Raw genomic sequence first — 22,765 nt, 5'->3', positions numbered from 1 at the left:
GGGCTGCAAATGAGAAAGATTAGCATTTGCAACGCTTCGTGACCTATCCCCCGATTGCGCTATGGACGCAGGCCCGGGTCGGTATATGGGGTGCCGGCCAAGGCCACCAGCACGCCGGTGCCACCGCGCACGATCAGCTGCAGCATCGCTTGGCGCGGATCCTCGCCCCTCTGCTGGCTGGCCAGTCCACTCTCATAGGCGGCCACCATCGACGCCAGCAGCATGGCTGCGCCGAGGCGTGCCTCCGCGTCCTGCGCGGGCCGACCGGCCGCGTCGGCCATCAGCTGGGCCAGGTCGTCAGCCAGCTGTGCCTGCAGCCGTCGCGCGTGCGCCACCAGCACCGGACTGTCGGCCACGGTTGCCCAGAAGGCCGCTGCACCGGAGTTGATCCGTAACAGCGGATGGCCGCTGTCCAGCAGCTCCCGCACCAGCGATTGGAAGGCGGCCAGCGGGGCCATGCCACGGCGCGCCGCCATGCCTTCGCGAAGCAGGGTCCGGGCCTCCTCATCGCGGTCGAACACCAGGTCTTCCTTGCTGGCGAAATAATTGAAGACCGTCTTGCGCGAGACCCCCGCCGCATTGGCAATCTCGGACATGGACACGGCTTCGAAGCCGCGGCGGATGATCAGTTCGGTGGCGACGTCCGAAATGGTCTGTCGGGTCTCGGTCTTGCGCTGCTCGCGGCGGCCCCGGGGCGGGATCATGGGCGGTTCACTTGTGGAAACGTACACCGAGTGTAACATTGGCGTCGCCAGAGCGCCGGCCCGGCGCTCACAGGGAAATCCCATGTTGTACGACGTCGTCATCGCCGGGGCCGGCCCGGTCGGCCTGTTCCTGTCCTGCGAGCTGGCCCAGGCCGGCTGTTCGGTCCTGTTGCTGGAGCAGGCAGTGTCGCCCGAGACACCCTTGAAACGCCTGCCCTTTGGCTTGCGCGGCTTGAACGCGCCCACCCTGGAGGCCCTGGATCGACGTGGCCTGCTGGATGCGGTTGCCGCCAGTCAGGTGCTGAAGCCGGACAACGGCGCACCGCCGCCCGGCACCGCCCATTGGCTGGCGCAACCGCGGCCGCTGGGCGGCCACTTCGCCGGCATTCCTTTTGCGCTGGACAACGTGGACAGTGCGCGCTGGCGCCATCGCCTGCCGACGCCGGTGCCCACCCAGATGGCGGTCGAGCTGCAGTCGCTGGAGGCGGTGCTGGCCGAGCGTGCGGTGTCACTGGGTGTACAGATCGAGCGTGGCTGCACGGTGCAGGCGGTGCACGCACGCGAAGCACAGATGGTGGTCCAGACCGGTCGCGGGCTGATGCGGGGCCGCTGGCTGGTCGGTTGCGATGGCGCCCGCAGCACGGTACGCAAGCAATCGGGGTTCGTGTTCGCAGGGACGGCGCCGGAGTTCACCGGGCACACGCTGCAGGTCGAACTGGCAGACCCGTCGGTGCTCGTCCCGGGGCGTCAGTTCACCGAACACGGCATGTGCAATTTCAATCCGCCGGGCATGCTGGCGCTGGCCGATTTCGACGGTGGCGCCGGCCATCGCACGCCGCTGGACCGGCACACCGCCCAGGCGCTGCTGCGGCGTGTCTCCGGGCGAGAGGCAACGATCACGGCGTTGCATCTGGCCACCACATGGACCGATGCCGCGCGCCAGGCCACGGCCTATCGCAGCGGCCGCGTGCTGTTGGCCGGTGATGCCGCGCACATGCATTCGCCGTTGGGCGGGCAGGGGCTGAACCTCGGCATCGGCGATGCGATGAACCTGGGGTGGAAGCTGGCCGCGGTGGTGCGAGGTGATGTGGCAGAGTCGCTGTTGGACAGCTATCAGGCTGAGCGCCATCCGATCGGCGCCCAGGTGCTCGACTGGTCACGTGCGCAGGTGGCGTTGATGCGGCCAGGCCCCGGGTCGCGCGCGCTGGCGGCGGTCATCGCCGACCTGGCCGCGACCCGCGACGGTGCCACCTATCTCGCCGAGCGGCTGTGGGGTGTAGCACCGCCACCGGTGCTCGACGGCAGCCATCCGCGGGTTGGCCGAAGCGCACCGGACGTCCAACTGGCTGATGACCGTCGGATGGGAGAGCTGCTGCGTGCAGGGCAGGGCGTGCTGCTGGGGCTCGATACCGGCGATTCGCTCGGTCCGATCATTGAGCGCTGGCAGCGGTCGGTCACCTGCGTGATGTCCACGGCGCGCGACACGCTGGGACTGGGCGCCGTGCTGGTCCGCCCCGACGGTATCGTCGCCTGGGCCTGCGATGCTGGCGGTGACACGTCGGGGCTGGAGCCTTCGCTGGAACGCTGGTTCGGTTCGCTGCGGTGACCGCCCGCTAGGGCGACGCCACCACGGCCTGCGCGCAGCGCCCGGCTTCGGTCATCACCGAGGCCAGCTGCTTCAATGAGTAAGGCTTGCGCAGCAGGGTGAAGCCATGGCCAGGGTCCCGGGCCAGCAGTTCGCTGTAGCCGCTGGTAAGGATCACTGGAAGCCCAGGCAGGCGGCTGCGGATGGTACGGGCCAGATCCAGGCCGTTCATGCCAGGCATCACTACGTCGCTGAACACTACATCGAAGCGGGAGGCATCCCGTTCGAGCTCCGCCAGGGCCTCGTCCGCATTGTGCGCAAGTACCACGTTGTAATCGAGCTCGCGCAGGGCGCCGACGGCAAATTCGGCCACATCGACGTTGTCTTCCACAACCAGCACGCAGACACCGTGACCATGCTGCAGCCCCGGTAGCGTCGCCGGCCGTTCCGTCATTTCTCTCGCCTGCGCCAGCGGCAGGTACAGGGTGAAGCGGGTACCGGCGCCCGCCTGGCTCTGCACGTCCACCTCGCCTTCCGACTGCTTGACGAAGCCGAACACCTGGCTGAGGCCGAGGCCGGTTCCGGCGCCGACGCTCTTGGTGGTGAAGAAGGGCTCGAAGATGCGGTCGACGACGGCGGGGTCGATGCCTGCTCCGGTGTCGGTCACGCTGATCGCGGCGAAGTCGCCCTTCATCGGCGCGGCGAAGCGCACCGAAGGCACCGCGGTTACCTGCTCCACCTCGATGGTCACCCTGCCGTGTCCCTCGATCGCATCGCGCGCGTTGACCGCGATGTTGATCAATGCAGTGTCCAGCTGGGTCCGGTCCAGCAGCACCGGCAATGGCGTGCCGGGCAACGTCAACGACACCTGGATGCGTGCACCCAGTACCGTGGTGATGATGTCCGAAAGCGCGTGCACGCTCTCGCAGAGATCGAAGACCTCCGGCGACAGGCTCTGGCGACGCGAGAACGCAAGCAGTTGCGCGGTCAGCTTGGTTGCGCGGTCCGAGGCTGTGGCAATGGCCTGGATGTAGCGGCGCCGGGTGTCGTCTGACGGCCACGTGTGCAGGAGCATGTCCACCGAACCGGTGATGACCTGCAGCAGGTTGTTGAAGTCGTGGGCCACACCGCCGGTGAGCTGGCCGATCGCCTCCAGCTTCTGCGACTGGCGCAGCTGCTCGCGGGCGCGCACCAGTTCCAGATGGGCCTCCCGCGCCTGCTCGGTGATCGCCGCGACCTGGCGGCTGTGCAGGTCGCGCTCGATCACCCGTTCGGTCTGCTCGCTGACCACGCACAGGATACCGGCGACACTGCCGCAGCCGACGCGCAGCGGTGAATAGGAAAACGTCCAGAATGTTTCGCGCAGCGTGCCGTCGCGATCCATCATCAATGGCAGGTTCTTGAAGCTGCGGCTGGTGCCGGCAAAGGCGTCGTCGACGGCATGCACCACGTCCGGCCATACGTCCGCCCAGACATCCTCCAGACGGTTGCCCATCGCGCCGTGCAGCTTTTCCCCCAGCATCGGCAGATAGGCATCATTGAAGAAGAACGCCTTGTCTTCCTTGCCCCAGGCAAGCCACAGGGGTTCCGGCGAATCCAGGATCATCGCCAGCAAGGTGCGAAGTTCGGCAGGTGCGCTTGCGGCAGTGGCCGAGCGGGCCCAGTCACTGTCCTGCAGCAGTCGGTAGGCGAGCTGATCAGGTGCGGAGACTGGCAGGGGAAAAGGATGCATGGCCGCCATTGGCGCAGGGAGGTGGCGCAGCATAGCCGAGCGCATGTCATGACGCCCTGCACACCGTGGGCATGAAGGGCCTCGCCACTTCGCCGTTGACGTGGCAGGGATGCACCCTTTGTTCAGCAGGTTGCCGCTATCGCGGCGCAGCGCGAAGGGAGGCGAAGCTGGCCTGATCGGCGGGTCTAGCCCTTACGACCTGCCTGCGCGGTGAGCACATCCCGGCCAGCCTCGGTCAGATCGATATCCCCGTCTTCCGCCTGTACCGCCCATCCGGCGGTCACCGCCCACGTTGCGGCATCGCCGCGCACCGGCTCTGCAGCGGCGATTGCCTGGAGTATTTTCCGCTGTTCCGCAGTCATTTCCACGTGGCGGCCCTCAGATACCCAGCAACGACGCCGGTTGCCAGTCCGACAGGCGGGCGTGGCTGACCGGTTGATGGCAGCCGCACCCGTCACAACGGAACAACGCCCCGCCAGGAAGTTGCACCAGGTTGTCTTCGCTGGCAGAGCTGGTCGACGAGCAATGCCGGCAGGTGACCGTGAGCGCAGTGATGCGCTGCACGCTGCCTGATAGATCGAACACGGCCTCGAACGCGCGAATGACAGGGTGGGCAGTGTCCGGCATCTGAGTCTCGACAGGGTGGGGAGACCTCATCGTCGCGCGCCGGCTGTGATGGAGCAGTCAGCCGGATGCATGGGCGCGATCAAGACAGGCGCGGCAACCGGGTGCGCACCTTCGTCAGGGATTGTTCTTCTTTCCGCTCAGGTCCAGCGGCTTGTCACTGCCCTTGCGCTCGCTCGACCACACTTCCATGCCCTTGTTGCAGCGGCTCTCGCGGGCAGCGACCTCGGGCGGCAGGTCCTTCAGGTGCGGAGACTCCTGGCAGGCTTGATGCATGTTGCTGTCGTCATAGGTGGCGCAGGCGCTGAGCGATGCGAGGGCGATGGCAATGAGGGTCACGAGGAGCGGGGGCTGCAGGTTCACGGGGGGCCTCGGGTGATGCCGGGATGGTCATGGAATTCAAATCCGTGACACCGGGCATGCACAATCGGACCAACCGCACTTGTTATCCTATAACAGATGCGCGATAGTCCGGCCCCTGCCGGCGTCAGGCGATGCAGATCACCAGTACCGTGCACAGCACCAGCATCAGCACGAACACGCGCCGGCTCAGTGCCAGGCAGGCCAGATAGGCTGCGAGCGCCCACGCTGCCAGCAGCGCGCAGGCCATCACCCATAGCCCGATACCCATCATCGAACCCGTCGCCAACGCAGACAGTGCGATGGCCTTGAACAGCGCCACGCCCAACACGCTGCCCAGCATGCCGGCCTGCAAGGCGATGGCATCATGGCGGGCAGGTGCGCGATGGGGGGGCATTGCGGGTCCGGTACGGGCCGAGAGCGCGGCGTCGGCTGCACTGTGCCCAAATGCACATCCACGAAATGTGTTCATCGCGCGCGAAGACCGCGATGAAGCCCGTTCAGTCGAACTCACCCTCGGCCGATTCCAGGCGCTGCCGGTACGCCGCGCGGTGCTGGTACAGGCGCTGGCACTCGGCCGACCTGTGGATGCGGCTGCCGGGTTCATTGGCCACCGAGTCGCACATCCGCGCGATGTGATTGTTCTCCGTCAGTTCGGTGACGAAGAACACGGCAGTGATGCCGGTGCCAAGCAGCACGACATACAGCAGACGGCTGAGCCAGCGTGACAATTTCCGCTCGAAGTGCTGCTGGATGGTCAGGTCGAAGCGGATGATGCTGAGCACGATCCAGACGATGGCGACCAGGAAGCAGAGCGTGGGCAGCAGGTCGCGCCAGATGCCTGCTTCGTAGACCGACTCGCTGTAATGAACCGCAGCTCCGGCACCTGCGATGGCAATGGCCAGCGCCCAGTTGCGGCCCAGTGAGAGCAGGTCATCGAGCAGCTTTTCGTGGTTCCTGGTTGGTCCTGCTGCCACGAGGGTTTCCTTCTGCGTGTTGCGACCGGCAAACGGGCTGCCGCCGATCGTGCAGATGGTGGGGCATCGATTCGGTGATGAGAAGCCTGCCCGCTCAGTATCCTCCTGCGCGTGCACCGATCCAGCGCCGGTAGCGGCGGGTCCGGCACTTTGCGGCCGCCTGTGCCAGCAGCAGTGCCCAGACGGGCGAAACACCCGGCGCCGTGGGCCGGAGCCTGCTCAGCCGCGCCAACTGGTACTTCACTGCGGCCATGTGTGCGCTGGCGGCCAACGGTTTGTTGCGCCAGTCGATGGTGCGCAGTGTCGGCACCGGGTCGCGGCCCTGCTGCCAGCGGTGGGGCAGATCCGGCTCGATCGCCAGCGCGGTGGCGATGCCGACCATGGCCACACCGCTGTCAAGTACCTGATCGGCCACGGCGCGACGGCGGATGCCACCGGTGACCATCAGCGGCATGGTTGCCACCGTGGCGATCTCACGCGCGAACTCAAGGAAGTAGGCCTCGCGGGCCAGGCTGCGCTGGTCGCGCGCGGCACCGGTCATGGCCGGTGCTTCGTAGCTGCCACCGGACAGTTCGACCAGGTCCACGCCGAGCGGCGCCAGCATTTCCACCACTGCGCGCGCATCCTCGGGCGAGAAGCCACCGCGCTGGAAATCGGCGGAATTGAGCTTCACGGCCACCGCGAACGTGGGCGACACGGTGGCGCGCACCCCCTGCACGATCTCCAGCAGCGGGCGCGCACGGTTGTGCAGGCTGCCGCCCCAGCGGTCGTCGCGGCGATTGGACAGCGGCGACAGGAACTGGCTGAGCAGGTAACCGTGCGCGGCATGGATCTGCACGCCACTGAACCCGGCGCGCTCGGCCAGCTCGGCGCTGCGGATGAAGCGGGCGATCACCTCTTCGATGTCCGCCTCGGTCATCGCCCGCGGCGGTGCGAACTGCCTGGACAGCGCGCCCATCTCCAGGGCGACGGCTGACGGCGCGAGTGCCGGTTGGCCGAGTGCGGCCGGCATCTGCCTCCCGGGATGGTTGATCTGCATCCACATCTGCGCGCCCCGTGAGCGTGCCGTTTCGGCCCAGGCGATGAAGCGGTCAAGGTGGCGATCGTCTTCCAGCACCACGCCGCCGGGGCCGGTCATGGCGCGGCCATCGACCATCACGTTGCCGGTGATGATCAGTCCTGCGCCGCCATCGGCCCAACGCTGGTAGAGCTGCAGCAGTGCAGCGGACGGCGCGTGGTCGGCGTCGGCCATGTTTTCCTCCATCGCGGCCTTGGCAATGCGGTTGCGGATGATGGCACCGGAGGGTAGTGCCAGGGGCGAGAACAGCGACATCGGACAGCTCCAGGACAGGGGAATGGCGCTACGCTAACCTTCAAGTTTTATTGAAGGTCAACAGGCTCCCATGGCGAGGATTCAGGCAGATGAAGATCGGTGAGCTGGCCCGCCTCACGGGCCTCGCGGCGTCGCGCATTCGCTTCTATGAAGACGCGGGGCTGCTGGTGGCGCAGCGCCAGGCCAATGGCTACCGCGACTATCCGGAACAGGCGGTGCTGTTGCTGGAGTTGATCACGGGCGCGCAGCGTGCAGGCTTCAGCCTGGAAGAGATCCGCGCCCTGCTGCCACCGGACATGGGCCAGTGGCAGCATGAGGCGTTGATCACGATGCTGCAGCAGAAGGTGGCTGACATCGAAGCGTTGCAGCTGCGGCTGGCAGAGAGCCGGGCGCATCTGCTGGCCCTGATCGAGGACATCCAGGCGCGGCCGGACGGCATCGACTGTGCAGCCAATTCGCGGCGGGTGCTGGACCGTGTGAAGCGCGGTGAGCTGGCGCGGCCGACCCTGGTGGCCGGCGATACAGCGTTGCTGCGACCGGATCGCCGTCGCCGCAGAGGCAGCAACTGACGATCCGGCGCAATGTTCAGTGGCTGCCGACGACGGCGGTGCTGCGCTTCTTGTCCAGCATCACCGCCACGCACCACAGCAGCAGGCCGCCGATCGCGGTAGCCGCGCCGACATAGCCGGTACTGGCCGGGCTGAAGCCGGCGCTGATTGCCATGCCGCCCAGCCACGGGCCGAGTGCGTTGGCAGTATTGAAAGCGGCGTGGTTGGAGGCCGCCGCCAGCGTCTGCGCCTCACCGGCCACGTCCATCAGGCGGGTCTGCAGCACCGCCGCCAGTGCGCCCATGGTGCCGACAGTGATGATCATCGGGCCGATGGTCCACACCGACTGTGCGGCCAGCGGATACAGCAGCAGCATCACGATCGACCACAGCAGCACCACGGCGGCGGCCTTGAAGTGGAACTTGTCCACCAGCCAGCCACCGGCGATGTTGCCGATGATCGCGCCGATGCCGAACACGCCCACCGCCAGCGGCATCCACGATTCGGCCACGCCGGTGACCTGCACCAGGGTCGGTGCCAGGTAGGTGAACACGCAGAACATGCCGGCGAAGCCGACCGCGCCGATCGTCAGCGCCAGCCACACCTGGGACGTGTTGAAGGCGCGCAGCTCGCGCATCGGCGAGGTACGTACTTCATCCGGGTCCGGCAGCAGGAAGCGCGCGATCATCGCCACGGTGGCGATGGCCAGCACGCTGACCAGGGCAAAGGCGGTGCGCCAGCTCAGCTGCTGACCCAGCCAGGTCGTCAGCGGGTTGCCGACCAGGATCGCGATCGACAGGCCCAGCAGCACGCGTGACATCGCCTGGCCGCGCTGGCCTGCGGGACTGATCGCCGCGGCCACCAGCATCGCCACGCCGAAGTAGGCGCCATGCGGCAGGCCGGCAACGAAGCGCGCCACCAGCATCGTGCCGTAGTTCGGTGCCAGCGCGCTGGCCAGGTTGCCGACCGCGTAGAAGCCCATCAGTGCCAGCAGCAGCTTGCGGCGGGGGAAGCTGGCGCCGACGAAGGCGAGGATCGGGGCGCCGACCACCACGCCGATGGCATAGGCGCTGATCAGATGCCCGACCTGGGTTTCGGAAATCGACAGGCCGCGGCTGATCTCCAGCATCAGGCCCATGCTGGCGAACTCGCTGGTGCCGATGGCGAAGCCACCCAGTGAAAGGGCGAGGATGATCAGGGTGCGCTGGCGGGGCGTCAGCCGCGCAGCCAGGGAAGAGTTGGGGCTCATGCGGGGGCGCGATGGGGGGCGGGAGCCGCCCATTGTACTGCTGCACTGCAGCAGGAGCAGCAGCACTCAGGGTAAATCAGCGTTTGATCGGTGACACGCCGGCCCGCCGCGCCTCGTCGCGTCCGGCTCAGATGCCCAGCGCCGCCCGGGCATGAGCGTACTTTCCGTGCAGGCGCGCGGCCGTCGCCGCATCGAGCATTGCCAGCCGCTGCGGATCGGCGTTGTCATCCAGATCGGCGCGCTTCACTTTCAGTGCCAGCGGGTGGGCGGCAATGCGCGCGTAGTAGCTGTCCGCGTCGGGTGCTGCATCGCGGTTGAGCAGTTGCACCGCCTCGCGCAGCGGTGCGGGAAATACCTCGATCCGCGCGTCAAACGCCGGGCAGTCCTCGGCCACGTCATGCAGCCAGGCCACCACTTCGGCGTCATCGTCGCCGCGCACCGCAGCCGCCACCCGCGCCACATGGCCGATGTAAGGCTGGCCGGCCTTGTCGATCTGCCCCGCGTGGGCCTCGGTGGCCAGCGTACGGGCAAGTGCTACCCAGTCCATTGCGGTCTCCTTGGATATCCGCGCACAGTTTCGCGCAGAAGCCGCAGCGGTTGTGGATGCGCCCATGACGCTGCCACCGGCATGATGGCGGGGCAGGGGGCGCAGTGTTGCCCCGACAAGGAGGAGTGCGATGCAGGAATTCAGGCATGTGCTGGAAACCCGTGGCCGCTACCAGCTGGTAGCGGTGTCCCACGAGCCGGTGTACGCTCCCGGCGATGTGGTCGGCCATGCGGTCGTCGCCGACGATGGGGATCGTCTGACCGACCTGATATCACTGGCCGAAGCGCGCCAACGCTTGCTGCAACTGGTGCGTGAAGAGGGCGAGGAGCCCGGGCTGGAAAACGAGAACCACCTGCGGAAGAAGGCGTCGCGCTGGCGCCACCGCTAGGCCGTCGCGCCGCGTGCGCATCATGGAGGATTCGGGTGTTGCCCAGTAAGAAGTATCTGCTCATCGCCATCATCACGCTGGCGACCCTGTTGCTTGGTTTCGTGTTCTCCGGCTACTTGACCTTGCTGTTCCTGGGGCTGGACACCCAGCTGTTCACCTGGAACACCTACTACCAGTACGTCCACGCCATCGGCCAACCGCAGGTCGCGCCTTTCGTGGGCAAGATCAAATGGGCGGGCTACGTAGGCTTCGGCCTGCCCCTGCTGGTGCTGCTGGTGGCCGGCCTGGTGCTGCTGCTGAAGAAGGACAAGCGCTCGCTGCACGGCGACGCGCGCTTCGCCACCGGTGCCGACCTGGCCAAGCACGGCATGTTCAAGAAGACCGGCCAGAGCATCGTGGTCGGCAGCCATGGCGGCAAGCTGGTGCGCTTGGATGGCCAGCAGTTCGTGATCCTGGCCGCGCCCACCCGCTCGGGCAAGGGCGTGGGCGTGGTCATCCCGAACCTGCTGGAGTACGGCGAATCGCTGGTGGTGCTGGACATCAAGCAGGAGAACTTCGACCTGACCAGCGGCTGGCGCGCCAGCCAGGGCCAGGAGATCTACCTGTTCAACCCCTTCGCCGAGGACCGGCGCACGCACCGCTGGAACCCGCTCAGCTACGTCTCCGACGATCCGGCCTTCCGGGTGTCGGACCTGATGAGCATCGCCGCGATGCTGTACCCAGACGGGGCCGAGGACCAGAAGTTCTGGGTCAGCCAGGCACGCAATGCGTTCATGGCCTTTACCCTGTACCTGTTCGAGAACTGGGACGACGAGCGCAGCAGCGGTTTCCCGGGCGGCGCCGGCACGCCCACGCTCGGTGCGGTGTACCGTTTGTCCTCCGGCGACGGCACCGACCTGAAGAAGTACCTCAAGACCCTGTCGGAGCGACCGTTCCTCAGCGCCAATGCCCGTTCGGCGTTCGCCAACATGCTGTCGCAGGCCGATGAGACCTTCGCCTCGATCCTGGGCACCTTCAAGGAGCCGCTCAATCCCTGGATCAACCCGGTGCTGGACAAGGCCACCAGCAGCAACGACTTCCTGCTGACCGACGTCCGCAAGAAGAAGATGACCATCTACATCGGCATCCAGCCGAACAAGCTGGCCGAGAGCCGGCTGATCATCAACCTGTTCTTCAGCCAGCTGATCAACCTCAACACCAAGGAACTGCCCAAGTCCAACCCGGACCTGAAGTACCAGTGCCTGCTGCTGATGGACGAATTCACCTCGATCGGCAAAGTGGAGATCATCGCCTCGGCGGTCTCCTACATGGCCGGCTACAACATCCGCCTGCTGCCGATCATCCAGAGCATGTCCCAGCTCGACGCCACCTACGGCCGGGAAGTCTCTCGCACGATCATCACCAACCACGCGCTGCAGATCCTGTACGCGCCGCGCGAACAGCAGGATGCCAACGACTATTCGGACATGCTGGGCTACACCACGGTGCGCAGGAAGAACGTCACTCATGCCCGCGAGAAGACCCACAACTTCACCGAGGAACGGCGCGCGCTGATGCTGCCGCAGGAGCTGAAGGCGATGGGGCCGGACATGGAGGTGTTCCTGTACGAGGGGATACCTCACCCGGTGAAGTGCGACAAGATCCGGTACTACAAGGATCGCTACTTCACCTCGAGGCTGCTGCCGAAGGTGGACGTTCCGATGCTGAACGTCTAATTCACGTCGCTGAATTTGTGATCACCATTCGTAGTTAAGAATGTGAATTCGTGATTTCGGTCAAGAATTTGGCATTTGTTCATGGATTTTCAGACTTGTCTGACATGGAATTGACGCGTGGTTGTGCGACCCTGTGCATGTCGTTCAGAAATGTGTGATGGATGGCAGATGTTGTAGAGCAGGGTGGCCAGGAGTTTGTGCCATGAAACAAGGATGGTTTCGACGTTGGTGAGGTATGCGGGTGTGTCGTCGGCAGTGTCTGGCGGCCCCGCGACTTGGTTGGCAGCCGTTGGCTGCAGGGGAGCCGGAGCAGGTGTGCTGCCAGTCAGTGCGTCGCTCCGATTCCGGCGTGCGCGACGCAGCGCCGGACGACCAGGGGGCCAATGCTCGGGACTGCTTTTTCGTACGTCAAAGTGAAGCCCGTATGAATCAGGCGTTTATCGCGAAAATGTCCATCGCCGCAGTGGCGGCGTTGATGGTGGCCGGTTGCGCCACCAAGTCCGCTCCCGATTTCGGAGGCCGCTGGAAGCCGGTCAACCGCTTTGCTGCGGCACCCACCGAGATCCCGCTGTACTCCAGCTACGTCTACCAGGCCTCGCCGATGGATGGCACGCTCAAAGCCATGCTCGAGCGCTGGGCCAAGGATTCCGGACGCACGCTGGATTACCGCCTGAGCTCGGACTTCACCCTGTACGGCGCGGTCTCCAGCATCGACACCACCAACGCTCAGCAGGCCGTGATCGATCTGACGGCGGCCTATGCAGCGCAGGGCATCTCCGTCTCCATCGTTGGCAACCAGATCGTTGTGCAGAGCGCTGGCTCGACGCCGACCGCGTCGGCACAGGGCGCTGATTCCAACAGCGGCACCTGAGTCCACCTCGAAATCATCGAACGTGCCGCTCCCCGCGCCTGTCGCAGGGGTGCCACGCCCATTGATGTTTCAGCAGTACGGAAGAATCCATGTTCCGCAAGAAGGATCCCGGCAATAGTCCCAAGGTCGAGCAGTCGGTCGCCAAGGCGGTCAGCTACGAGATCACCGTGGCCGACATGGCGCGCCGCAGCGAGCGGCGTGCGTGGTGGGTCGCCACAGGCTCGTTGCTGATGTCGCTCGCACTGGCGGGCGGCTACTACTACATGCTGCCGCTGAAGGAAAAGGTGCCGTTCCTGGTCATGGCCGATGCCTACACGGGTACGGCGACCGTCGCGCGGTTGAGTGGCACGTTCCAGGGCGAGACGATCACCACCAACGAAGCGATCAATCGCAGCAACGTCGCCCAGTACGTGCTCGCGCGCGAATCGTATGACTCGGCGGTGATGGGCCTGCGTGACTGGGAACTGGTGTTCGTGATGTCCACCGATCCGGTGGCGCAGTCCATGCGTGTCCGCTATGCGGGCAACAATCCGCAGAACCCGTTCGTGATGTACGGTCGCGAGCGCGCCATCCGGGTCAAGATCCTCAGCATCACGCCACTGGGGGCCGAGCCGAACGGCAGCTTCCGCGGCGCTTCGGTGCGCATACAGCGCAGCCTGCTGGACAAGCGCACCGGCGTCTCTACCTACCTGGACAACCAGCTGGTGACTATGCGCTTCAGCTACAACCAGAACCTGGCGCTGTCCGAACAGGATCGCATCCTGAACCCACTGGCGTTCCAGGTCACCGAGTACCGCGTCGACAACGACTACTCGCGTGGCGTGCCGGTGCCGGATGACGGCGCCATGCAGGCGCAGGCGCAGCAGGCCGCACAGGCGGCGCAGCAGGCACAGGGTGTCTACGATCCCAACAATCCGGCCGCGGCCACCATGATCGATCCGGCCACCGGCCAGCCGGTCGCGGCTCCGGTCAACGGCCAGGTGCCGGGCCAGGCAATGCCGGGCCAGCCGGTACAGGGTCAACCCATGCCGGGTCAGCCGGTGCAGGGGCAAGCAATGCCGGGGCAGGCCATGCCCGGACAGCCGGCCATGAGGCCGGCGCAGAACAATTCCACCGGAACTGCTGATGGAGCAAGCAACCGATGAGTAGTCGAAATATCAGGGGAAGCGCGCTGGCGCTGCTGTCGATGTTGTCGTTGCTGTTCTCAGCAGCGGCGATGGCGCAGGCGGTTGACCACTACGAGTACGAGAAGGACCGTATCTATCCGGTTCGCACCGGCCTGGGCCTGACCACCCAGATCGAGTTGAGCCCGAACGAGAAGATCCTCGACTACAGCACCGGCTTCAGCAGCGGCTGGGAACTGACCCGTCGCGAGAACGTGTTCTACCTCAAGCCGAAGAACGTCGACGTCGACACCAACATGATGGTGCGCACCGAGACCCATTCCTACATCTTCGAGCTGAAGGTGGTGGCCACCGACTGGCGCCAGCTGGAACAGGCCCGTCGTGCCGGTGTGCAGTACAAGATCGCCTTCGTCTATCCGAACGACACCGTGTTCGGCGTCGCCCAGGAAGCGGTCGAGGAAGAGGCCAAGCCGTTGCTGAGCTCGGAACTGGCCAAGGACCGCCAGTACAACTTCAACTACTCCTATTCGACCAGCAAGGCGAAGAAGATGGGGTGGCTGATCCCGGTCAACGCCTATGACGATGGTCGTTTCACCTACCTGAAACTGCCGAATTCGCCGGAGTACAAGACCGGCATCTTCCCGGCGGTGTTTGGTCGTGAAACAGAATACGGTGAAGACTTCGTGGTCAACACCACGGTTGAAGGCAATACGCTGATCGTGCACGGGACACACCCGTACCTGGTCATCCGCCACGGCGACTTCGTCGTCGGCCTGCGAAGGAACGTGAAGAAATGAGCCAGCAGAACACTCCCGGAAACGACCCGAACAACGGACGCGACGAGAGCCAGAGCCCGTACGGCGCACAGGGTGCTTCGGACGCGCCGTCGAACCCGTACTTCGGCACGACCCAGGCCGAGCCTGCGCCGGATCTGGATGCGGCCGCGCCGCAGCTGCGCTCGGCCGAAGAGCAGCGGCTGAACCGAAAGGCGCTGCTGTTCCTGGGCGGCATCGTGGTGCTGCTGGTGGCCATGGGTTTCCTGCTGTTCCGCAAGGGCCAGGATGACAAGGACGCTGTGCAGAAGGTGCCGGACGTTGCGCGCGTGTCTACGCCGACTCTGCCGGACGCCGTGCAGACGAGTCCGGTGCCCTCCCAGGCCATGCAACCGGTTGATCCGATTCCGATGACGCCGCCGCTACCGCCGCCGCCGCTGGATTCCACCCCGCTGTTCGTTCCCCAGTCCGATTCGGCGCGCGAGATTGACCGTGGCCCGACTTTGCTGGACCGCCGCATCGGCTCCGGGAGCGGGGTGGGTGGTGGTGATGGACAGGATGGCAACGGGAGCAATGGCGGCCGCGGCATGGATGAGTACACCCGTGCCATGCTGGCCCAGCTGCCCAACAATCAGGCGGCGCCGGCAAAGGTTCGCCGCGGCCCGGACGTCGAGGATGTCTCCAGCGCCACCTACATCCAGAGCCCCGACGCGCTGCTGGTGCGTGGCACCTACCTGCGTTGCGTGTTGGAAACCCGAATCATCACCGATCTCGCCGGCTATACCTCGTGCCTGCTGACCGAGCCGGTGTACTCGATCAACGGTCGCAACCTGCTGCTGCCGAAGGGCTCCAAGATCTATGGCGCCTACGGCGGCGGTCCGATGGGCAAGCGCGTGGAAGTGATCTGGGATCGCATCACCACTCCGAATGGCATCGACGTTGCGATGTCCAGCCCGGGCGTGGATCAACTGGGTGGCGCCGGTCATCCGGGCCAGTACAGCGCGCACTGGGGCAGCCGTATCGCCTCGGCGCTGATGATCAGCCTGATTTCCGATGCCTTCAAGTACGCAGCCGCCGAACACGGTCCGGAGACCACCACCATCGCCAATAACGGCATGACGGTGCAGTCGCCCTATGAGAGTGCTACCGCACGCACGATGGAGCGTCTGGCCAACGAGGCACTCAGCAGCAACCGTCGCCCGCCGACCGTCACCATCAACCAGGGCACGATCGTGAACGTCTACGTCGCCAAGGACGTCGACTTCACCAACGTGCTGCACCCCCGCCGGTAACCCAACGAACGATCATGGACGCCGAAGTGTCACCCCTCGCCCTCGTCTCCAGCGATTTCCTGCGCTATCAGTACGAAGTGCTGGGCATCGCCGAGTACATGACGTCTCCGGAAGTGACGGAAATCTGCATCAACCGTCCCGGCGAGCTGTACCTGGAAACCCGGGCGGGGTGGCAGCGGGTGGACGTGCCGAGCCTGACCTTCGAGCGGGCCCGGCAGTTCTGCACGGCGGTGGTGAACGAGAGCAACACCGGCCAGCGCATCACCGATGCCGATCCGGTCGTGTCGCTCACGTTCCCCACCGGCCAGCGTGCGCAGTTCGTGATTCCGCCGGCATGTGATGCAGGGAAGGTGTCGATCACCATCCGTCTGCCGTCCAAGCACACCAAGTCGCTCAGCCAGTATCACGAAGATGGCTTCTTCAACCAGATCCTGGAGAGTGATGGCAGCATCAGCGAGCAGGATCGCGAGCTGCTGGAGCTGCGCCATTCGCGCGAGTACGCCGAGTTCTTCCGGCGTGCGGTGATGTACCGCAAGAACATCGTGGTATCGGGTGCGACCGGTAGCGGCAAGACCACCTTCATGAAGGCGCTGGTCAACCATATCCCGGACAGCGAGCGCCTGGTCACGATCGAGGACGCGCGCGAACTGTTCCTGACCCAGCCCAACGTCGTGCACCTGTTGTATTCCAAGGGTGGACAAAGCACCAGCAATGTCAGCGCCAAGAGCTGCATGGAAGCCTGCCTGCGCATGAAGCCCGAACGCATCATCCTGGCCGAGCTGCGCGGTGACGAGGCGTTCTACTTCATCCGCAACTGCGCGTCCGGTCATCCGGGTTCGATCACCAGCTGCCATGCGGGCAGCCCGGAGCAGACCTGGGACCAGTTGGCGCTGATGGTGAAGGCCTCGACCGAAGGTTCGGGCCTGGAATTCAACGTGATCAAGCGACTGTTGATGATGACCATCGACATCGTCGTGCATATCAAGGCGCATGCCGGCTCGCGCTACATCACCGGCATCGACTTCAATCCTGGGCGTGCCCAGGGGCAGGGGGGCTGAAGGATGCTGCCAGGACTGGAAATGATGGCGTGCCCGGAGATGGCCGTGTCGATGGATGTGATGCAGCACGTCATCAACGTCGAATCGTCGCGCAATCCCTACGCGATCGGCGTTGTTGGCGGTTCACTGGTGCGCCAGCCCAAGGCCTTGGATGAAGCACTGGCGACGGTGCGCATGCTGGAAGAGAAGGGCTACAACTTCTCGATCGGGCTGGCTCAGGTCAATCGCTACAACCTGGGCAAGTACGGCCTGGATTCCTACGAGAAGGCCTTCCAGCAGTGCCCGAACCTGCAGGCAGGTTCGCGCATCCTCGCCGAGTGCTACAAGCGCTCCGGTGGTGACTGGGGCAAGTCGTTCAGCTGCTACTACTCGGGCAACTTCGAGACCGGCTTCCGTCATGGCTACGTGCAGAAGATCTACGACTCGATCCGCCGCGGGCAGCAGGTCGCCAGTAATGGTGTCGCACCGATCGACGTGGTCAGTCGGGGGGAGCGCCGCGCGGTGAAGGTCGAGCATCACCCGCAGCTGGCTTCGCCGGCGCAGGCGCGCATCGTTGCTCAATCCAATGGCCCCGTGTACGTGCCGTCGGAAGATCCCGCACGCGCCTATGTCGTGTACCCGTCCACCGGGGCGATGGCGCGGGGCAGCCTCCTGAACATCGCCGACCAGGCACTGTCCAAGGTGGTACTGGGTTCGGTGGATCGGATGATGCAGCCGCAGGCGCAGCCGGCCCAGGCGGGCGCTTATCCGCAGCAGCAGGCCGGCGGCATGCCGCAGCAGCTGCCACAGCAGGGCCCCGCACAGGCGATGGCCATGCCGCAGCAATTGCCGGGCGCGGCTGGCGCCGGCAACGAAGGGCCGGTGATGTTGCGCCCCTGGAGCGAGCGTAACCAGCCTGTGGCCGGTACCGACAATTCGTACAACGCGCCGGTGCAGGCCGCACCGGTGCAGCAGATTCCCGCAGGGGATGCGGCCTTCGTGTTCTGACGAAGTCGTGGTGCGGCCAGTCCCCCGGCTGGCCGATTCAGTTGTGTTAGTCCATCAACAAGGAAATCAATCCATGAAGCGATCCAATCTCGACCTCGTCCAGGCCCAGCGCACGCTGAAGACCCTGCTGATGGCCACGATCTTCGTTGGCGCACTGTTCGCCCCGCAGGTGTTCGCAACCGGCACCGACTTCGGCGGCACCGACAAGAAGGTCTGCGGTTTCTTCTCCAACATCAACGGCCTGCTGAACATGGCCTCGATCGCCGTCGTGACCATTGCGGTGATCTTCGCCGGCTACCAGATCGCCTTCGCGCACAAGCGCATCGGTGACGTCGCGCCGATCCTGATCGGTGGCGTGCTGATCGGTGCCGCCGGCCAGATTGCGCGCATGCTGCTGGGCGAGGGTAGCGACGGCAAGTGCGGTGGTGGCACCAGCACCTCCTACCTGATCAACCACGTGATCCAGTACTACAGTGCATAAGAACGTCGTGTTCCGCGGCTGCACGCGCCCAGCGATGTTCCTGGGTGTCCCCTACCTGCCATTTTTCATGGTGGCAGGTGGGTTGCTGCTGCTCAGCATGTACACGAACTTCTGGTTCCTGCTCACCATTCCGGTGGCGGTCTTCATCATGCGGCAGATGGCCAAGCGTGACGAAATGATCTTCCGCCTGTTGGGCCTGCGCCTGATGTTCAAGCTGAAAGTCCGCAACGTGCAGGAACACGATGGCATGTGGGTATTCAACCCCAACCATTACCGCGACAAGCCGGCCCGAATGGATTGAGGTCCGGATCCGGCCTGGCGGGCGTCTGCGCCCGCCGGGTCTTTTGTAACTCCTTGGCACTACCTCTTTGGAAGCAGTCGTATGTTCAGCCCTGACACCTCCATCAGTGAGTTCATTCCGTTGTCGTCGCATGTCGCTCCGAACGTGGTCAAGACCACGGGCGGCGATTACCTGCTGACCTGGCATCTGGAAGGGCTGCCGTTCGTCGGCCGCGAGGAGTGGGAGCTCGAACATCGCCACAACACGTTCAACCGCCTGCTGCAGACGCTGCGCGCGCCGGATTTCGTCAACGTCGCCTTCTGGGTGCACGACATCCGTCGTCGCCGCACCCTGAAGGGCAAGAGCAACTACAAGCAGCGCTTCAACCAGGATGTGTCCGATCAGTACATGGGCATGTTGTCCTCACAGCGCATCATGCAGAACGAGCTGTACCTGACCATGATCTACCGCCCCGTGGTGGCGGGTAAGCGCTTCGTAGAGAAGTCGGCGAACGTGGACAAGCTGCGCGCCGAGCAGGAGCAGGCGGTCGAAAAGCTGATGGAGCTGGCCGGCAACGTCGAGGCCGTCATCCGGGACTATGCGCCATACCGCCTGGGAATGTACGAGGCCAAGAACGGCGTGGTGTTCTCGGAAACGCTGGAGCTGTTCGGTTACCTGATCAATCGCATCGACGAGCCGGTGCCGGTGCTGTCGGCACCGATCAAGGACTACCTGCCTGTCAGCCGCCATATGTTCTCGGCCAAGACCGGCGATTTCGCGATCAATACCCCCAATGGTGCCAACCACTTCGGCGCCATTCTGAACATCAAGGAGTATGCCGAGGGCACTTACCCGGGCATCCTCAACGGCCTGAAGTACCTCGACTACGAGTACGTCATCACCCATTCGTTCAGCCCGATGGGGCGGCAGGACGCGCTGAAGGTGCTCGATCGCACCAAGGGCATGATGATCTCCTCCGGCGACAAGGCGGTCAGCCAGATCGTCGAGCTCGACCAGGCCATGGATCAGCTGTCGTCCGGCAACTTCGTGCTGGGTGAATACCACTTCATCATGGCGGTCTACGGTGACACTCAGGCCAAGCTGTCGCAGAACGTCGCATCGACCCGCGCCGAGCTGTCCAACGCCGGCTTCGTGTCGACCAAGGAAGACCTTGCGGTCACCTCGTCCTTCTATTCGCAGCTGCCGGGCAACTGGCGCTATCGTACCCGCCTGGCCAATGTCAGCTCGCTGAACTTCCTGGGCCTGTCGCCGCTGCACAACTTCGCCACCGGCAAGCAGCACAACAACCCGTGGGGCGACTGCATCACCACGCTGCAGACCACCAACGGCCAGCCGTACTACTTCAATTTCCACGCGACCCATCCGTCGGAAAACTCGCTGGGCGAGAAGGCGATCGCCAATACCATGGTGATTGGTAAGTCCGGTACCGGTAAGACCGCGCTGATCAACTTCCTGCTCAGCCAGGTTCAGAAGTACGAGCCGTCACCGACCATCTTCTTCTTCGACAAGGATCGTGGTGCGGAGATCTTCGTGCGCGCCTGCGGTGGCAACTATCTGGCCCTGGAGAACGGCGCGCCGACCGGTTTCAACCCGTTCCAGTGCGAGAACAACGAAGCCAACGTGCAGTTCCTGGCCGACCTGATCAAGGTGCTGGCCGGCAAGCGTGAGTACAGTGCGCGCGAGGAAGAGGACATCTACCGCGCAGTGGAAAGCATGCTCGATACGCCGATGCACCTGCGCAGCATGACCAACTTCCAGAAGAGCTTGCCCAACATGGGCGACGATGGGCTCTACGCGCGCATGCGCCGCTGGACCTCGGGCAATTCGCTGGGCTGGGTATTCGACAATCCGGTCGACACCGTTGATCTGAGCAAGGCCAATATCATCGGCTTCGACTACACCGACATCATCGACAATCCCGAAGTGCGCGTGCCGGTCATCAATTACCTGCTGCACCGCCTGGAGTCGCTGATCGATGGTCGTCCGCTGATCTACGTGATGGACGAATTCTGGAAGATCCTGGATGGCGAAGGTGGCCTGAAGGAGTTCGCGAAGAACAAGCAGAAGACCATTCGTAAGCAGAATGGCCTGGGCATCTTCGCGACGCAGAGCCCGGAGGACGCGCTGAAGAGCGACATCTCGGCAGCGCTGATCGAGCAGACTGCCACGTTGATTCTGCTGCCGAACCCGAACGCCAGCAAGAGCGACTACATGGACGGCCTGAAGCTGACCGAGGCCGAGTTCAAGGTGGTCACTGCCCTGGACGAGCGCTCGCGCTGCTTCCTGGTCAAGCAGGGTCACGCGTCCAGCGTGTGCCAGCTCAACCTGCGCGGCATGGATGACATTCTGTCGGTGATCTCGGCGTCCACTGACAACATCGACATCATGCATCGGGTATTGCAGACAGCTGCGGTACGCGCACGGGTGACGGTGGATGAGCTGACGCCGGAACAGTGGCTTGAAGATTTCTACAAGAATCGAAAGGGCTCGGGCAAGGCGGCTGTCGCAGCGCGCGACACTGTTACCTGATCCGCGAGACGGCCTGCCCGAAGACTACGAGTTCCGATCAATGGAGACTGATATGAACAATACCAAGCAAGCTTTCTCGCCCCGCCGCCGCGCGCCCCGTCTTGCAGCGATGACCGTGGCAGCCATGATGGCGCTCGGCACCGGCAATGTCAGCGCCTGGATTCCCGTGCAGGAGACCGGTACCAGCCTCATCCAGCACCTGCTCAATCAGATCAACACCTACAAGACCGAGGCGACCGTCTACGCGGCCAAAGCGCAGGACGCGGCCGAGTACGTCGAGCAGAACACCCGCTGGATCCGCACGCTGGAGCAGTATCGCCAGGCGCTGATCCAGGTGCAGGCGGCGGTGAACAGCTTCGGCATGCCCGACAGCGCGCCGCTGGTGCCGGTGGCACCGAACTATCTGGTTGCCGAAACCTGCGGCAAGGCGCTGGACTTCAGCCTGGAGTCCGCCTTCAAGGTGTTCGTGTTCAATCCGCAGGCGGATGTGAAGGAGCAGCAGATGCAGATCTGCGTCAACATCCGGATGATGCAGAACCGCAAGTACAACGACGCGATTGATTTCCTGACCCAGACCGTTCCGCGCATCAACAACTCCTTGACCCGCATCCTCAAGATCCGCCTGACCAACAACGATCAGGGCACCGTGCAGGGTGCCGACAGCGAATCGCTCCGCACCGCCAATGACATTGCCGCACTTGCCCAGAGCTGGGAAGCACGGATGAAATCCTATGATGCCTATATCGAGGTCATGGAGGCCAACCAGAAGGTGGTGGCGCAGGCCGCATTGAAGGGGGACCCGACCAAGCAGCTGATCAGCGACATGGTCAAGACCACCGCACTGAAGGCCGCGCTCAGCGTCAAGTGATCGCAGGCCGCTAATACGTAGACATGCGCTGCAAAGCAATGCGGCATTTCATGCAGTAACGGAATTACCAAGGGATTGTGGAAATGACGATCAGGTGGCTGGCCAACTTTGATTTCTCAGGCGGATTGCAGGATCTGCTGGGCTACGCTGTGCGTGTCCAGTCGATCGGCGATTTCGTCTTCTTCAAGCTGATCATGGATTACCTGCGCGACAGGATCAGTGACTACGGCATCGACCTGATGGGGCGCATGATGTCCTGGGTCGGTGGCATTGCCCTGGTGCTGATGACGCTGTGGGTACTGATCCAGGGCTTCCGGATCGTCACCGGCCGCAGTCGCGACTCCATGATGGTGCTGGTGACCAATATGGCGCGCGCGGCGTTGATTGTGAGTGTTGCCACCAGCATGGCGATGTTCGGCAGCAACCTGCAGAAATTCCTCAACGAGGACGTCAAAGGCCTGATCACCCACGTGGTGACCGGCAAGGACCAGCAGCCGGAAGACCAGATCGACAAGAGCCTGGCGTGGATGCAGGTGGCGCTGTCGAGCATTGATGGCATCAAGATCCTGAATGATCCAGGGTTGCAGGCGGACAAGACGCGGGCGCTTTGGTTCATCGGCATGGGCACGGGCGGTCCGGCCGTCACCGCTGGTGCGATGTTGCTGCTCTACGAGGTCGCGCTGGCGCTGTTCATCGGCCTGGGTCCCTTGTTCATTCTG

At 64.3% G+C, this 22,765-nt stretch carries 25 protein-coding genes; 15 read left to right on the top strand and 10 right to left on the bottom strand.

Going from position 1 to position 22,765, the window contains the following annotated elements:
* Positions 1-59: 59 nt before the first annotated feature.
* The gene (locus AC5P56_RS19670) at positions 60-704 is read right to left on the bottom strand and encodes a TetR/AcrR family transcriptional regulator (RefSeq protein WP_046431363.1); all 645 of its coding nucleotides are present in this window, start codon (positions 702-704) and stop codon (positions 60-62) included.
* A gap of 82 nt (positions 705-786) precedes the next feature.
* Between AC5P56_RS19670 and AC5P56_RS19665 the strand changes: the two genes are divergently transcribed.
* Positions 787-2,310, top strand: coding sequence for an FAD-dependent monooxygenase (locus AC5P56_RS19665; protein ID WP_111207069.1), 1,524 nt, complete (start codon positions 787-789; stop codon positions 2,308-2,310).
* A gap of 7 nt (positions 2,311-2,317) precedes the next feature.
* Here the strand turns inward: AC5P56_RS19665 and AC5P56_RS19660 are convergent, their stop codons facing one another.
* The 7 genes from AC5P56_RS19660 to AC5P56_RS19630 form a co-directional block, all read right to left on the bottom strand.
* Positions 2,318-4,021: an ATP-binding protein gene (locus AC5P56_RS19660; protein ID WP_041864224.1), complete on the bottom strand. Its 1,704-nt coding sequence runs from the start codon at positions 4,019-4,021 to the stop codon at positions 2,318-2,320.
* Positions 4,022-4,206: 185 nt separating this feature from the next.
* Positions 4,207-4,383, bottom strand: a complete 177-nt coding sequence (locus AC5P56_RS19655; protein ID WP_172980598.1) for a hypothetical protein — start codon at positions 4,381-4,383, stop codon at positions 4,207-4,209.
* A 16-nt stretch (positions 4,384-4,399) separates the two neighbouring features.
* Positions 4,400-4,648 (bottom strand): hypothetical protein, encoded by a 249-nt coding sequence (locus AC5P56_RS19650; protein ID WP_014647589.1) that lies wholly within the window; start codon positions 4,646-4,648, stop codon positions 4,400-4,402.
* 114 nt (positions 4,649-4,762) lie between these two features.
* Positions 4,763-5,008, bottom strand: coding sequence for a hypothetical protein (locus AC5P56_RS19645; RefSeq protein WP_126411104.1), 246 nt, complete (start codon positions 5,006-5,008; stop codon positions 4,763-4,765).
* A 124-nt stretch (positions 5,009-5,132) separates the two neighbouring features.
* Positions 5,133-5,402, bottom strand: coding sequence for a hypothetical protein (locus AC5P56_RS19640; RefSeq protein WP_014647587.1), 270 nt, complete (start codon positions 5,400-5,402; stop codon positions 5,133-5,135).
* A gap of 103 nt (positions 5,403-5,505) precedes the next feature.
* Positions 5,506-5,982, bottom strand: a complete 477-nt coding sequence (locus tag AC5P56_RS19635) for a hypothetical protein (protein WP_445391768.1) — start codon at positions 5,980-5,982, stop codon at positions 5,506-5,508.
* Between the two features lie 94 nt (positions 5,983-6,076).
* Positions 6,077-7,315 (bottom strand): NADH:flavin oxidoreductase/NADH oxidase family protein, encoded by a 1,239-nt coding sequence (locus AC5P56_RS19630; RefSeq protein ID WP_014647585.1) that lies wholly within the window; start codon positions 7,313-7,315, stop codon positions 6,077-6,079.
* Positions 7,316-7,404: 89 nt separating this feature from the next.
* On the opposite strand from AC5P56_RS19630, the gene AC5P56_RS19625 reads away from it, so the two are divergent.
* The gene (locus AC5P56_RS19625; protein WP_014647584.1) at positions 7,405-7,884 is read left to right on the top strand and encodes a MerR family transcriptional regulator; all 480 of its coding nucleotides are present in this window, start codon (positions 7,405-7,407) and stop codon (positions 7,882-7,884) included.
* A gap of 16 nt (positions 7,885-7,900) precedes the next feature.
* On the opposite strand, the gene AC5P56_RS19620 is transcribed toward AC5P56_RS19625, so the two are convergent.
* Positions 7,901-9,112 carry an MFS transporter gene (locus AC5P56_RS19620; RefSeq protein WP_111207067.1) on the bottom strand — a complete coding sequence of 404 codons (1,212 nt, stop codon included), beginning with the start codon at positions 9,110-9,112 and terminating at the stop codon, positions 7,901-7,903.
* A gap of 127 nt (positions 9,113-9,239) precedes the next feature.
* A complete protein-coding gene (locus AC5P56_RS19615) occupies positions 9,240-9,659 on the bottom strand; it encodes a phosphohydrolase (RefSeq protein ID WP_445391767.1) in 420 nt (139 codons plus the stop codon).
* Positions 9,660-9,789: 130 nt separating this feature from the next.
* Between AC5P56_RS19615 and AC5P56_RS19610 the strand changes: the two genes are divergently transcribed.
* From AC5P56_RS19610 to AC5P56_RS19550, 13 genes are all read left to right on the top strand, one after another.
* The gene (locus tag AC5P56_RS19610) at positions 9,790-10,047 is read left to right on the top strand and encodes a hypothetical protein (protein ID WP_014647581.1); all 258 of its coding nucleotides are present in this window, start codon (positions 9,790-9,792) and stop codon (positions 10,045-10,047) included.
* A gap of 35 nt (positions 10,048-10,082) precedes the next feature.
* Positions 10,083-11,762, top strand: coding sequence for a type IV secretory system conjugative DNA transfer family protein (locus AC5P56_RS19605; RefSeq protein ID WP_014647580.1), 1,680 nt, complete (start codon positions 10,083-10,085; stop codon positions 11,760-11,762).
* Between the two features lie 424 nt (positions 11,763-12,186).
* On the top strand, positions 12,187-12,633 hold the full coding sequence (locus AC5P56_RS19600) for a hypothetical protein (protein ID WP_032957008.1): 447 nt from the start codon (positions 12,187-12,189) through the stop codon (positions 12,631-12,633).
* 89 nt (positions 12,634-12,722) lie between these two features.
* The gene (locus AC5P56_RS19595) at positions 12,723-13,778 is read left to right on the top strand and encodes a VirB8 family type IV secretion system protein (protein WP_049408147.1); all 1,056 of its coding nucleotides are present in this window, start codon (positions 12,723-12,725) and stop codon (positions 13,776-13,778) included.
* Positions 13,775-14,554: a TrbG/VirB9 family P-type conjugative transfer protein gene (locus tag AC5P56_RS19590; protein ID WP_014037652.1), complete on the top strand. Its 780-nt coding sequence runs from the start codon at positions 13,775-13,777 to the stop codon at positions 14,552-14,554. Before AC5P56_RS19595 ends, AC5P56_RS19590 begins: the two co-directional genes overlap by 4 nt.
* Positions 14,551-15,822, top strand: a complete 1,272-nt coding sequence (locus AC5P56_RS19585) for a TrbI/VirB10 family protein (RefSeq protein WP_134809035.1) — start codon at positions 14,551-14,553, stop codon at positions 15,820-15,822. Before AC5P56_RS19590 ends, AC5P56_RS19585 begins: the two co-directional genes overlap by 4 nt.
* A 14-nt stretch (positions 15,823-15,836) precedes the next feature.
* Positions 15,837-16,880: a P-type DNA transfer ATPase VirB11 gene (gene virB11 / locus AC5P56_RS19580; protein WP_069118280.1), complete on the top strand. Its 1,044-nt coding sequence runs from the start codon at positions 15,837-15,839 to the stop codon at positions 16,878-16,880.
* A gap of 3 nt (positions 16,881-16,883) precedes the next feature.
* Positions 16,884-17,867: a lytic transglycosylase domain-containing protein gene (locus AC5P56_RS19575; protein WP_495231870.1), complete on the top strand. Its 984-nt coding sequence runs from the start codon at positions 16,884-16,886 to the stop codon at positions 17,865-17,867.
* 73 nt (positions 17,868-17,940) lie between these two features.
* A complete protein-coding gene (locus AC5P56_RS19570; RefSeq protein WP_046431329.1) occupies positions 17,941-18,348 on the top strand; it encodes a TrbC/VirB2 family protein in 408 nt (135 codons plus the stop codon).
* A complete protein-coding gene (locus AC5P56_RS19565; RefSeq protein ID WP_019660289.1) occupies positions 18,341-18,649 on the top strand; it encodes a VirB3 family type IV secretion system protein in 309 nt (102 codons plus the stop codon). Before AC5P56_RS19570 ends, AC5P56_RS19565 begins: the two co-directional genes overlap by 8 nt.
* An 81-nt stretch (positions 18,650-18,730) precedes the next feature.
* On the top strand, positions 18,731-21,178 hold the full coding sequence (locus AC5P56_RS19560; RefSeq protein WP_288496777.1) for a VirB4 family type IV secretion/conjugal transfer ATPase: 2,448 nt from the start codon (positions 18,731-18,733) through the stop codon (positions 21,176-21,178).
* Positions 21,108-22,046, top strand: coding sequence for a hypothetical protein (locus tag AC5P56_RS19555; RefSeq protein WP_288496776.1), 939 nt, complete (start codon positions 21,108-21,110; stop codon positions 22,044-22,046). Before AC5P56_RS19560 ends, AC5P56_RS19555 begins: the two co-directional genes overlap by 71 nt.
* An 83-nt stretch (positions 22,047-22,129) precedes the next feature.
* Positions 22,130-22,765 (top strand): TrbL/VirB6 family protein (locus tag AC5P56_RS19550; protein WP_495231873.1); only part of this gene is annotated, 636 nt, incomplete at its 3' end.

The organism is Stenotrophomonas sp. YJH_SMC_131, assembly GCF_059367975.1.
This window is presented reverse-complemented; position numbering and strand designations above follow the sequence as displayed.